This window comes from Thermaerobacter sp. FW80, assembly GCF_004634385.1.
GTDB classification, from domain to species: Bacteria; Bacillota; Sulfobacillia; order Thermaerobacterales; family Thermaerobacteraceae; genus Thermaerobacter; species Thermaerobacter composti.
The window spans coordinates 1,278,531-1,291,071 of sequence record NZ_CP037895.1; the positions used below are offsets into that span (position 1 = coordinate 1,278,531).

The 12,541-nt window shown below is 74.9% G+C and carries 9 protein-coding genes; 7 read left to right on the top strand and 2 right to left on the bottom strand.

The features are described from left to right. Window positions 1-35 precede the first annotated feature (35 nt). From E1B22_RS05475 to E1B22_RS05505, 6 genes are all read left to right on the top strand, one after another. Window positions 36-533, top strand: a complete 498-nt coding sequence (locus tag E1B22_RS05475) for a phosphatidylglycerophosphatase A (protein ID WP_371413495.1) — start codon at window positions 36-38, stop codon at window positions 531-533. A 46-nt stretch (window positions 534-579) separates the two neighbouring features. Next, window positions 580-3,222: a 3-methyl-2-oxobutanoate hydroxymethyltransferase gene (panB, locus tag E1B22_RS14065; protein ID WP_371413487.1), complete on the top strand. Its 2,643-nt coding sequence runs from the start codon at window positions 580-582 to the stop codon at window positions 3,220-3,222. A gap of 406 nt (window positions 3,223-3,628) precedes the next feature. Then, window positions 3,629-4,513, top strand: coding sequence for a pantoate--beta-alanine ligase (panC, locus tag E1B22_RS05490; protein ID WP_135224876.1), 885 nt, complete (start codon window positions 3,629-3,631; stop codon window positions 4,511-4,513). Window positions 4,514-5,695: 1,182 nt separating this feature from the next. Beyond that, complete coding sequence (yhbH, locus tag E1B22_RS05495) at window positions 5,696-6,880, top strand: sporulation protein YhbH (RefSeq protein ID WP_135224877.1); 1,185 nt, start codon at window positions 5,696-5,698, stop codon at window positions 6,878-6,880. Beyond that, entirely contained in the window at window positions 6,877-8,139 is a 1,263-nt protein-coding gene (locus tag E1B22_RS05500) for a SpoVR family protein (protein WP_135224878.1), read from the top strand. Before yhbH ends, E1B22_RS05500 begins: the two co-directional genes overlap by 4 nt. Window positions 8,140-8,146: 7 nt before the next feature. Beyond that, window positions 8,147-10,075, top strand: a complete 1,929-nt coding sequence (locus tag E1B22_RS05505; RefSeq protein ID WP_135224879.1) for a PrkA family serine protein kinase — start codon at window positions 8,147-8,149, stop codon at window positions 10,073-10,075. A 141-nt stretch (window positions 10,076-10,216) separates the two neighbouring features. Here the strand turns inward: E1B22_RS05505 and E1B22_RS05510 are convergent, their stop codons facing one another. Beyond that, complete coding sequence (locus E1B22_RS05510) at window positions 10,217-10,843, bottom strand: hypothetical protein (RefSeq protein ID WP_135224880.1); 627 nt, start codon at window positions 10,841-10,843, stop codon at window positions 10,217-10,219. A gap of 131 nt (window positions 10,844-10,974) precedes the next feature. Continuing rightward, entirely contained in the window at window positions 10,975-11,181 is a 207-nt protein-coding gene (locus E1B22_RS05515; protein WP_135224881.1) for a DUF1657 domain-containing protein, read from the bottom strand. 278 nt (window positions 11,182-11,459) lie between these two features. Here E1B22_RS05515 and pfkA point away from each other — a divergent pair, with 278 nt between their 5' ends. Continuing rightward, window positions 11,460-12,419: a 6-phosphofructokinase gene (gene pfkA / locus E1B22_RS05520; protein WP_135224882.1), complete on the top strand. Its 960-nt coding sequence runs from the start codon at window positions 11,460-11,462 to the stop codon at window positions 12,417-12,419. Window positions 12,420-12,541: the final 122 nt, after the last annotated feature.

Sequence of the window (12,541 nt, forward strand, 5' to 3'; positions counted from 1 at the left end):
AGGAGGGAAGCCCGTTGGCCGAACAAGCGCCCAAGATGCCGGAGCCGGTGCGCCTGCGGGTCGACTACCGGGCCGAGGTGGTCCGGCGCCTCGAGCGCCGGGGCGTGACCCTGCGGGACATCGCGGAGATCGTCCGCACCATCCAGGAGAAGTACGTGCCGGGCATCACGCTGGAGCAGTGCGAAGCCAGCGTGGAGGCGGTCATCGCCAAGCGCGAGGTGCAGCACGCCCTGCTGACGGGCATCGCCCTGGACGAGGCGGCCGAGCAGGGGTTGCTGGAGGAGCCGCTGCTGTCGATCCTCCGCACCGACGAGCCCCTCTACGGGGTCGACGAGGTCCTGGCGCTGGCCATCACCAACGTGTACGGCTCCATCGGCCTGACCAACTTCGGGTACCTGGACAAGGTGAAGCTGGGCGTCATCGAGCGGCTGAACAACCAGAAGAGCCAGGGCCGGGTGCAGACCTTCCTGGACGATCTGGTGGCCGGCGTGGCGGCGGCCGCGGCGGCGCGGATCGCCCACAACGAGCCGTGAGGCGGTGCGGCGGGCGACGGGGCCGTCGGGAGGGAACGCGGGCGGCGTGAGGGAATCCCGCATCAGCCCGGACGAGCATGCCATCCTGCTGGTCGGCCCTGGCCGGGCAGGCCGGGCCCTGGCGCGGGTCTGGCATGCGGCCGGCGTGCCGGTGGCCTGGGTGGTGGGACGCCGGGAGGAACCGGCCCGCCAGCTGGCCGCAGCGGTGGGGGCCCGGCCGCTGGCCTGGGAGCGGCTGCGACGGGAGGGGCTGCCCGGTCCCTGGCCGCCGGTGCTGGTGCTGGCGGTGCCCGACCGGGCGCTGGAGCCGGTGGCGCAGGCCCTGGCCGGCGTGCTGGCGGCGGTGCCGCCCGCACGCCGGCCGCGGCACGCCCTGCACCTGAGCGGTGCGCTGGGGCTCGAGCCCCTGGCACCGCTGGCGCGCCTCGGCCTGGCCCCGGAGGTGTTCCACCCGCTGCTGCCCCTGCCAGGCGGTCCCGCGGGGCGGGACCGCCTGGCAGGGGGGTACGTCACGGTGGTGTACGCGCCGGGCCAGGGCCGGGCCCCGGTGGGCCCGGCCCTGGCCCGGGCGGTGGGCGCCACGCCGGTCCCCTGGCCCGGCGCCACGGCGGAGCAGCTGGCCCTCTACCACGCGGCGGCGACCCTGGCGGCCAACGGCGTGACCGCCCTGCTCTGGGCGGCCGAGGAGCTGATGGGCCTGGCGGGATACCCGGGGGTGGGGGCCGCGGGCGCCTTGGGCGCTTCGGGCACCTCAGGTGCAGCCGGCGCCTCGGGCGCCGCAAGCGCGTCGGGTGCAGCGGACGCCTCGGGCGCTTGGGGCACCGCAGGCGCCTCGGGCGCCGCAAGCGCGTCGGGTGCAGCGGACGCCTCGGGCGCTGCGGGCGCGTCGGGTGCGCGGGGCGGCGCCGGGGACGCGGGCGGTCGCACGGGGGAGCCCGCGGAGGCCGTGACCGCCCCGGCGGACGGGGGCCCCCGGGAGGGGACCGCCCCGGTCGGCCGGAGGACAGGCGGGGTGGCCACGGGGACGGGCGCATCCGGCCCCCGCGGCGAGGAGGCCGTCGCCGCGACCGCCACGCCCGCCCCCGGTGCGGAGGACGCCGTGGCCGCCACCGGCGCGCCCGACGCCCGTCGACCCGCCGTGGTGGCGCTGGCGGCGGCGGCCCTCGCGGCGGTGGCGGAGCGGGGCCCGCTGGCGGCGCTGACCGGTCCCATCGCGCGGGGCGACGTCCCCACCGTCCAGCGCCACCTGCGCCACCTGGACGCCCTGGCGCGCCGCCGGGCGGAAGCGGAGGCCGGCCCCGCCACCTGGTACCGGCGGGCCGCCGCCCTGGTGGTGGCGGCGGCCCGCCGGCTGCCCGAGCCGCCGCCGGCCCTGGACGAGATCGCCCGCCTGGTGGGACTGGCGGACGACCGACCGGCGCCGGAACCCGGACCGTCGCCTGGTCGCTCCCTGCCGGCTCCCGCGCCGGGAGCGGAGGCGTCGCAGGGCCCGCAGGGCGCATCGCGGGAGGGGATGGCATTGCGGCTGCCGGAGGCCAGATGGGCGGTCCCCGCGACCCATGGGGCCGGGGCGAGCGGCGAACACCGGCCCGCGACCGCGGGGACCGCGGCCGGCGGCGGCCTGCCTGGGCGGGAGACGGCCCGGGCGATCGGTCCCGGCCCCTCCGCCGGGGTGACGACCGGGCCGACCGCGCAACACCAGGCCGAGAGGGGGACGACGGGGGTGAACGGTCGCAGCCAGCCGGAGAGCGCGGCCTGCGGGGCGGCGGCCGAGGCCCAACCGGCGCGCCATGCGCCGGGCGGGTCCGCGGCCACGGACGCCCCCGCCCAGCGGGTGACGGTGCGCACGGTGCTGGAGAGCAAGCAGCAGGGCCGGCCCGTGGTGATGGTCACGGCCTACGACTACCCCTTTGCCCGGCTGGCCGACGCGGCGGGCGTCGACATGATCCTGGTGGGCGACTCCCTGGGCAACGTGGTGCTGGGCTACCCGAGCACCGTCTTCGTCACCCTGGACGACATGGTCCACCACACCAAGGCCGTCCGCCGCGGCGTCCAGAGGGCCCTGCTGGTGGCGGACCTCCCCTTCCTCACCTTCCACCTCTCCGTGGACGAGGCCCTCAAGGCCGCCGGGCGGCTGGTCCAGGAGGGCGGCGCCGAGGCCGTCAAGCTGGAGGGGGCGGGGCGGGTGGCCGAGGTCGTCCACCGTCTGACCGAGGCCGGCATCCCGGTGGTGGGCCACCTGGGCCTCTTGCCCCAGCGGGTGCACGCCCTGGGCGGCTACCGGGTCCAGGGCCGGGACGAGGAGGAGGCCCGCCGCCTGCTGGACCAGGCCCTGGCCCTCGAGCAAGCCGGCGCCTTCGCGCTGGTGCTGGAGATGGTGCCGCGGGAGCTGGCCGCGTCGATCACCCGGCGCCTGCGCATCCCGACCATCGGCATCGGCGCCGGCCCGGACTGCGACGGCCAGGTGCTGGTGATCCACGACCTGTTGGGCTTGACCCACGGCCGGGTGCCGCGCTTCGTCCGGCGGTACGCCGAACTGGGACGGCTGGCCCTGGAGGCCCTGCAGCGGTACGCCGCCGACGTCCGCAACCGGACCTTCCCGACGGACGAACACAGCTACCACCTGGCGCCGGACGTGGCCCAGCGCCTGGCGGACGAGGAGGGCGGCGCCCCGTACGGCGACCGCTAGGCGACCGGGCCCCCGATGGTCCCCTGGGCCTCGCGGGTCCTTGGCTCCTGGTCGACTCGCGTCGGCCCTCGACCTGCTGGACGGGGCCGACCTGGGCCTCGCGGGCCCTTTGCCCCGGGGCGACCGCGGCGATCGCCTGCGCCGCGCCCCCAGGGGCCCCGGTCCTCGGCGGCCGCCAGCCGACCGGTGCCGCGGCCCCGGTGGCGGTGTCGACCCGGCGACCCCGTACCGGTGGCCTTCGCAGCACGGACACTCCGGGTGCCGCGGCCCCGACGGGGGTGTCGACCGGGCGACCGCCAGGCCGCCGGTCCGCTGCCGCGACCGGCATTGCCGGCCTGCGGCGCCGGCCGATCCGCCAGCCCCCTCCGGCGGCGGTGCCGGTTCGTCCGATGGAGGTGGCGCTGCCGTGGAGCTGGTGCAGGACATCCCCACCCTGCGGGACCGCATCGCCCGCTGGCGTCGCGAGGACCCCGACGGCCGGGTGGGGTTCGTGCCCACCATGGGTTACCTCCACGAGGGGCACCTGGCCCTGATCCGCCGGGCGCGGGCGGAGTGCCGCCGCGTGGTGGTGAGCGTGTTCGTCAACCCGCTGCAGTTCGGCCCCCACGAGGACTACGCCCGCTACCCGCGGGACCTGGACCGTGACCGACGGCTGGCCGCCGCCGCCGGGGCCGACCTGCTCTTCCACCCGTCGGTGGAGGTCATGTACCCCCGGGGCGAGCCCGGCGTCTTCGTCGACGTGGGCGACCTGGCGCGCCGCTGGGAGGGGGCCCGCCGGCCCGGGCACTTCCGCGGCGTGGTCACCGTGGTGACCAAGCTCTTCCACCTGGTCCAGCCCGACCGGGCCTACTTCGGGCAGAAGGACGCCCAGCAGGCGGTGATCATCCGCCGGATGGTGGCGGACCTGGACTTCCCCGTGGAGGTGGTGGTCTGCCCCACGGTCCGGGAGCCGGACGGCCTGGCCTTGAGCTCGCGCAACGTCTACCTGGACCGGCGCCAGCGGCAGGCGGCGCCCACGCTCTACCGGGCGCTCGTGGCGGCCCGCCGGCGCCTGGAGGCCGGCGAGCGGGAGGGGCCGGCGCTGGTCGCCGCCATGGAGGCCGTGCTCCGGGCCGAGCCGCTCCTCGAGCCCGAGTATGCGGCGGTGGTCGGCGCCAGCGACCTGGAGCCCCTGGAGCGGGTGGAGGGGGAGGTGTTGCTCCTGGTGGCGGCGCGGCTGGGCTCGACCCGCCTGATCGACAACCTGTGGCTCGTCGTCGACGCCGCGGGCGTCCGGGACCGCTGGACCTGATGGATCCCTGCCAGGCGGAGGCTTGTCAGCGTCCCGTCGTTGCCTTATCATCAGCCTACCCGTTGGGGATGCGCCGGGGACGGTGGCCGGCGGGCGTCCTCGCCGCGCCGTGCGGCGTGCTGCGCCTGCGGTGTCGCGGGACCCAGGGGTGCGGCACCGGTGGCGCGCAGGACGCGGTGCCGGGGGGGTGCAAGGGTCGGGCCTCGGCGGTCTGCACGGACGCGGCGCCGGAGGTGTGCCGGGGTGCGGCCGCCGCGGACTGTAGGGACGCGGCGCCGGTCGTATACCGAGGTGCGGCCCCGGCGGCTCCCGGGCGGCGGGCGCGCGAGGGGTGCCACCCCGGCGGCGAACGGGGAGGTGGCGCCGGGGGCGTGCGACGGTGCGGCCCCCGCGACTCCGGGCGGCGGGGCGGCGCACCCGCCCTCGCAGCCGCATACCATGGGACACCCACCGGCGATGCGCGTCGACGGTGGCGGGTCGCCGAAGGGCGGTACCCGGCTGCGTCCGGGCAAGGCCGCGGTGGAGCGCGCGGTGGAGCGGCGGTTCGGGCCCTGCACCGTCGCCCAGCGTCCCGGCCGGGCGGCTTCCACGGCCAGCCGACCCCGTCGGGAGAGACCGTCCGACGCCAGCCGGCCCCGTCGAGCCCCGTCGGGAGGGACCGTCCGCCGCCATCCGGTCCCCGTCGAGACCCGTCGGGAGAGACCGTCCGACACCATCCGGCCCCCGTCGGGACCCATCGGGAGAGGACGCCGCCGACGACGAAGCCGCCGCGACCGAACGTCGACCTCAGGCCAGAGGACGCAGCCACCATCCCACGACGTCGACCGCACCGTCCGGCCCGGACCCGCGACCCGGCGGCCCGGACCCGCGACCCGGAGCAGGGTGGTGCGAGCGAACCGCATCGACAGCACACCGCGAGTCACGGCGAACCGACGCAGGGGGCCCCACCCGGCCCCAAGCCGCCCGTAGCAGGACGAACCGCCTGGGATCGCCACCCTGTCGGCCCGTTCCTCCCGCGACGAACCGCTCCGCGTACATAGCGAGGCCGGCCGCCCGCCGGCGGTCCGGGACGCCCAGGATCTGGATTGTCCCGACGGCATGGCGGCCCTCGCGGCCACATAGACCCGAAGAAACCCCACCCTCGCCGCATCCAGCCGTACATACCGCGAGGGGGTGAGGTCCGTGCCGCGGGGCGCCATCGACTGGTCCCTCCACCGGAAGGGGCCCGTGGACCAGGCGCGCCATCAGGAGAAGGTCCGCGCCGCCATTCGTGAGAACCTGGCCGACCTGATCGCCGACGAGTCCCTGCTGACCAGCGACGGTCGACGCGTGGTCAAGGTTCCCGTGCGCTCCCTGCGGGAGTACCGCTTCCGCTTCAGCACCCACCGCAACCCCCAGGTGGGGCAGGGCCGGGGCGGCCGCCGCAAGGGGGACGTGCTGGCCCGCCAGCCGGGGGACCCCGGCGCCCAGGGGGACCCCCACGGCGCCGGCCACGAACCCGGCATCGACTACTACGAGACCGAGGTCGCCCTGGAGGATCTGGAGGCCGTCCTCTTCGAGGAGCTGGAGCTGCCCAACCTCGAGCCGCGCCGCCAGGCGGTGCTGGACGCCCAGCGGCCCCGCTTCACCGAGATCACCCGGGCCGGACCGCTCAGCCGCGCCGACCTGCGCCGCGCCCTGAAGGAGAACCTCCGGCGCCACGCCCGGCAGGGCGAGGCCCGGCTCGGCCCCTTCCGCCGCGAGGACCTGCGGTACCGCAGCTGGCGGGACGATCCGCGTCCCCAGGCCCGGGCCGTGGTCGTCGCCATGCGGGACGTCTCGGGCAGCATGGGCGAGTTCAAGAAGGCGATGTCCCGGACCTTCTTCTTCTGGATGAACCGGTTCCTCCAGACCCGCTACCGCACCGTCGAGCGGGTGTTCATCACCCATCACACCGAGGCCCAGGAGGTCGACGAGGAGCGGTTCTTCCACCTGGGCGAGAGCGGCGGCACCCGGGTCTCCTCCGCGTATCGCTTGGCGCTGGAGATCGTCGCCCAGCGCTACCCGCCGGCGGAGTGGAACGTCTACGCCGTCCACTTCTCCGACGGCGACAACTGGGGGGAGAGCGACAACGGGCTCTGCGTCCAGCTGGCGCGGGAGCTGGCCGAGCAGGCGCGCCTCTTCGCCTACGGCGAGATCAACGACAGCGGCTACCGCTCGCCCTTGATGACCGCCTTCGCGGGATTGCGGCACCCCCGCTTCGTGCGGGTGCAGATCAGCCGGCGCGAGGACGTCTACCCGGCGCTGAAGGCGATCTTCCGGGCGCACCCGGAAGGGGCTCCGGCCGCGGCGCCGGAGCGGCCCGCGGGGCGAGGTGAGCGCCCATGACCGCAGCGGGCGTCACCGCCTCGGGGCCGGGCGCCGAGCGGCTCCTGCCCCACCTGGAGCGGGTCTGGGCCGTGGCGCGGGAGCTGGGGTTCGACCCCCTGCCCACCCACTTCGAGGTGGTGCCGGCATCCGTGGTCTACGAGGTGGCGGCCTACGGGCTGCCGGGACGCTTCACCCACTGGAGCCACGGCAAGGCCTACCACCTGCTGAAGACGCGCCACGACTACGGCCTGCACCGCATCTACGAGCTGGTGATCCACGCCGACCCCTGCCAGGCGCTGCTGCTGGAGAGCAACACGCTGCTGGAGAACCTGTTCGTCGCGGCCCACGTGGCGGGGCACGCCGACTTCTTCCGCCACAACGTGTTCTTCCGCCGGGCCGGCCGCGACATGGCCGCTCTGGCGGCCGTCCACGCCGAGCGGGTGCGCCGGTACGAGTCGGACCACGGCGTCGAGGCGGTGGAGCGGGTGCTGGACGCCGCCCTGGCGCTGGAGCCCCACACCGACCCCTGGCTGCGGGACCCGGACGCGGTGCCGCCCTTGCGGCCCGAGGAGCCGTGCGAGGACGTGCTGCTGTTCCTGCAGCACCACGCGCCGGAGCTCGCCGACTGGGAGCGGGACCTGCTGGCCATGGTGCGGGCCGAGCGCCTCTACTTCTGGCCCCTGGTCCGCACCAAGGTGATGAACGAGGGGTGGGCCTGCATCGCCCACACCCGCATCCTGCGCCGGCTCGAGCTGTCCGACGGCGACTACATGGAGTTCGCCCGGCTCCACGCCGGCATCCAGGCCGCCTCCCCCTTCGCCTTCAACCCCTACGCCGTCGGGTACCACGTCTGGGAGCGGATCCTGGCCACCCGCGGCTGGGACGAGGCGCGCCTCATCCTGGAGACCGAGGACGACGTGGCCTTCCTGCGCAACCACCTGGACCGGCAGGTGGTGGAGGCGTGCGACCTCTTCGTGTACGCCCGCCAGGGCGACCGCTGGGTCGTCGTGGAGGACGACTGGGAGGCGATCCGGGACCTCCTGGTCCTGAGCCGCGTCCGCGGCGGCTTCCCGCTGATCGTGGTGGTGGACGGCGACCACCGCGGCCGGGGAGAGCTGCTGCTGCGCCACGTCTTCGACGGGCGGGAGCTGGACCTGGACGAGGCGCGGCGGGTGCTGGCCCACGTGGAGCGCCTGTGGCGGCGCCCAGTGTACCTGGAGACCCGGGTCGACGGCCGGGACGTGGTGCTGTCGGCGTCGCCCGCCGAGAAGGGGTGAGACCGCGATGGGCGAGACCGGGACGAACCTGCACGACCTGTTGCGACGCCACCGGGAGGAGGAGGCCCGCCTGCGCTGGGAGGGCACCTTCGCCGACTACCTCGAGATCGTGCGCCGCCGGCCCGAGGTGGCCCGCCTGAGCCACGCCCGGCTCTTCGACATGCTCAAGGCGGCGGGGGTGACCGAGGCGGAGGAGGGCGGCGACGGCGAGGCGCGGCCGCGGCAGATCCACTTCTTCGACGGCCAGCTCTTCGGCCTGGAGGAACCCCTCAACCAGCTCTACGACTACCTGGAGTCCGCGGCGCGGCGGCTGGAGGTGCGCAAGCGCATCCTGCTGCTCATGGGGCCGGTGGGCGGCGGCAAGTCGACCATCGTCACCCTGCTGAAGCGAGGTCTGGAGCGGTACACGCGCACCGACGCGGGGGCGGTCTACGCCCTCAAGGGCTGCCCGATGCACGAGGAACCCCTGCACCTGATCCCGGAGCCGCTGCGACCCCAGGTGAGCCGCGAGCTGGGCGTCCACATCGAGGGCAGCCTCTGTCCCGTCTGCCGCTACCGCCTCGAGCACGACTACGGCGGCGACGTGGAGCGCTTCCCCGTCCAGCGGATCGTCTTCTCCGAGGCGGACCGCGTGGGCATCGGCACCTTCACCCCCTCCGACGAGAAATCCCAGGACATCGCCGAGCTGGTGGGGTCCATCGACCTCAGCACCGTGGGCGAGTACGGGACCGAGTCCCATCCCCTGGCCTACCGCTTCGACGGGGAGCTCAACGTGGCGAACCGCGGCCTGATGGAGTTCGTGGAGCTGCTCAAGGCCCAGACGGAGTTCCTCTACGCGCTGCTCACCCTCTCCCAGGAGCAGTCCATCAAGACGGGCCGCTTCGCCATGATCTACGCCGACGAGGTGGTCATCGGCCACACCAACGAGGCGGAGTACCAGGCCTTCGTCAAGAACGAGCGCAACGAGGCCCTGATCGACCGGATGATCCTGATCAAGGTGCCCTACAACCTGCGCCTGTCGGAGGAGGTGAAGATCTACCGCAAGCTGCTGGCGGAGAGCGACCTCCAGGGCGTGCACGTCGCGCCCCACACCCTGGAGGTGGCGGCGATGTTCGCCATCCTGACGCGCCTGGAGCCGCCCAAGCACCCCAACCTGACCCTGATGAAGAAGCTGCGCCTCTACGACGGCCAGCCGGTGGAGGGCTTCAGCCCGCGGGACGTGCGGGAGATGCGGGAGGCGGCGGAGCGGGAGGGGATGACGGGCGTCTCGCCCCGCTACGTGATCAACTGCCTCTCCAGCGCGGTGATCCGGGCGGAGAACCGCTGCCTCGGGCCGCTGGCGGCCTTGCGCGCCTTGCGGGACGGGCTGGACCACCACACGGGGCTCACGCGGGAGCAGCGGGAGCGCTACCTCAACCTGATCCACGAGGTGCGCCGCGAGTACGACGAGATCGCGAAGAACGAGGTCCACCGCGCCTTCGTCTACTCCTTCGAGGAGTCGGCGCGCAACCTGTTCAACAACTACCTCGACCACATCGAGGCCTACTGCAACAAGACCAAGCTGCGCGACCCCATCACCGAGGAGGAGCGGGACCCCGACGAGAAGCTGATGCGCTCCATCGAGGAGCAGATCGGCGTGCCGGAGAGCGCCAAGAAGGCCTTCCGCGAGGAGATCCTGCTGCGGCTCTCGGCCCTGGCCCGGCGCGGCCAGAAGTTCGACTACACCTCCCACGACCGGCTGCGGGAGGCCATCGAGAGGAAGCTCTTCAGCGACCTGCGCAACGTGGTGAAGATCACCACCTCGGCGAGCCACCCGGACGAGGAGCAGCTGAAGCGCATCAACCAGGTGGTCCAACGGCTCTGCGAGCGGCAGGGGTACTGCCCGACCTGCGCCAACGAGACGGTGCGCTACGTGGGGCAGCTTTTGGGGCGGTGAGGGCCGACGACGAACCAGTCCCCGACTCGCCTCGCGGGCGCCGGGGGCGGCGGGTGCGGGGCGCCTGGCCCCGGAGGCGCGGACCAGTCGGCCCGTCGGCCGCGGCGGCGGGCGCCGTGAAGGGCGTCCCGCCGAGACGTCTCACCGGGACGAACCGGCCGCCGCCCGGCGGCGGCGCCAGCGGGCCGCTGCGGTCCAGAGCAGCGTGCCGAGGAGGAGCCCCCACGCCAGCCGGTCGAGCCAAAGGGCCACCGTCGGCGCCCGCAGGTGCAGCACCACCAGGGCGTAGGTCCAGGCGAAGGACCACACCACGTCGTGGAGCGCGAGGTAGGCCATCAGCGCCAGCAGGGTCCGATCCAGCCGCGGCAGGGCGCACAGCACCCAGAAGGCCTGGGCGAAGCCCGGCCCCACCCAGCGCCACGCGGTCAGCGCGGCCCATCCCGTGGGGCTGCGGGCCCACCGGTCCACCCGCTCGGCCAGGCGCTCCATGGAGCCCCATCGGCGCCGGGCGGCGTCGATGCCGCGCCAGCCCCACCATCGCCCGAGGACGAACACGGCGACGTGCCCGGCCAGGGTGGCGGCGGCCGCGAGGGCTCCTGCCACGAGCCATCCCACGTCCGCCTGGGCGGCCCACGCGGCCAGGAGCGTGAACAGCGCCACCGTGGTCAGCGGGATGCCGAAGGAGTGCAGGGCGAACCCGGCCGCCAGCAGGCCGGCTTCGGTCAGCTCGTGCAGCGGGATCGCCAGCACGCCGCCGTGGGCCGTCACCGCGGACCACCTCCACCCGCCAGGATAGCAGCCCGCCAATGGCGAGCGGGAGCCTGGACAGGCTCCCGCTCGCCTTCCGCCCCCGCGTGGGCACGGGATGGCGGTGAACCCTCGCACGGCCGGCTGCCGCCTCACTTCTGGCGGTACTGGGGCTCCTGCTGCTGGATCTGCTGGAGACGCTGCTTCAGGCCGTTGACCGTCTGCTCCATCTGGTTGGCCAGGTTCTGGAACAGCTGCTTGGCCTGCTGGTCCTGGGTCTCCAGCTGGTAGCTCTTCAGGTCCGCCAGGATGCTCTCGGCGTTGGCCAGCGTCTGCTGCATCTTGCTGCCGACCGTCACGCGGCTCACCCCCCGGACCTAATGTCGGCGCCCCGGGCGCGGGCGATGTCCGGCAATGGGTTGTTGCCGTGCCGGCGGACATGCTGCCCCACCGCTGCGCTACCATGGAAGGGTCAGGACGCTGCCCGGCGAAGGGGGCGGACGGGGCCGCGCGGGCGGGACGCGCCGCGCGTCCGTCGCCGCGGGGTGCCCCGTCGCAGGAACCCTTCCTGTCGGGCGCCTTGCACCGCGCTTCGGGCAGCACCGCCCAGTGGGTGGGAAGGGGAGGGCGAGATCCCGTGCAGCGCATCGCGCTCTTGACCAGCGGCGGCGACGCGCCGGGGATGAACGCGGCGGTGCGCGCGGTGGTGCGGCGCGCGTTGGCCGCGGGCTGCCAGCCCATCGGGGTGCAGGAGGGCTACGCCGGCCTGATCGAGGGCCGCATGGAGGAGCTCGACCACCGGGCGGTGGGCGACATCATCCACCGCGGCGGGACCATCCTCCGCACCGCGCGCAGCGAGGCCTTCCGCACCCCCGAGGGCCAGGAGCGGGCCCTGGAACAGCTCCGCCGCCACGGCATCGAGGGGCTGGTCGCCATCGGCGGCGACGGGACGCTGCGCGGGGCCCTGGCCCTGCACCGCCAGGGCTTCCCGGTGGTGGGCGTCCCCGCCACCATCGACAACGACCTGGCGGGCACCGACGTCACCATCGGCTTCGACACCGCCGTCAACACCGTGCTGGAGGCGATCAACCGGGTGCGGGACACGGCCACCGCCCACGGGCGCACCTTCGTCATCGAGGTCATGGGACGGCACAGCGGCCAGATCGCGCTGATGGCCGGCCTGGCCGGTGGCGCCGAGTCCATCCTGGTGCCCGAGGTACCCTACGACCTGGACGACGTCTGCGCCCGGCTCCTGCGCGGCCGCCAGCGCGGCAAGCGCCACAGCATCATCGTCGTGGCCGAGGGCGCGGCGCGCGGCTTCGAGGTGGCCCAGGCCATCGAGGCGCGCACCGGCCTGGAGACCCGGGTGACGGTGCTGGGGCACATCCAGCGCGGGGGCACGCCCTCGGGCCGCGACCGGATGGTGGCCAGCATCCTCGGGGCCGCGGCGGTGGAGGCCCTGCTGGCGGGCCAGTCGGGGGTCATGGTGGGCGTGCGCGGGGACGGCTGGATGGCCACCCCCATCGAGGAGGTGCTGGCCTCGCCCCGCCCCCTTCCGGCCGGGTGGATGGAGCTGGCCGAGATCCTCGCCCGCTGACGCGCCGGCCGCGGGAGCGGCAGCGGGCCGGGGAGCCGCGCGAGGGTGGGTTGCCCCGCGCGGGACTCGGGGCGCCCCCGCGGCGAGGACCCGGGCTCCCGCGCGGGAAGCGACGCGCGAGG

What these genes read in the sequence shown, in the direction of transcription:
- E1B22_RS05475 (WP_371413495.1), top strand. Translation starts at nt 36, where the DNA reads ATGCCGGAGCCGGTGCGCCTGCGGGTCGACTACCGGGCCGAGGTGGTC.
- E1B22_RS05500 (WP_135224878.1), top strand. Translation starts at nt 6,877, where the DNA reads ATGACCGCAGCGGGCGTCACCGCCTCGGGGCCGGGCGCCGAGCGGCTC.
- E1B22_RS05505 (WP_135224879.1), top strand. Translation starts at nt 8,147, where the DNA reads ATGGGCGAGACCGGGACGAACCTGCACGACCTGTTGCGACGCCACCGG.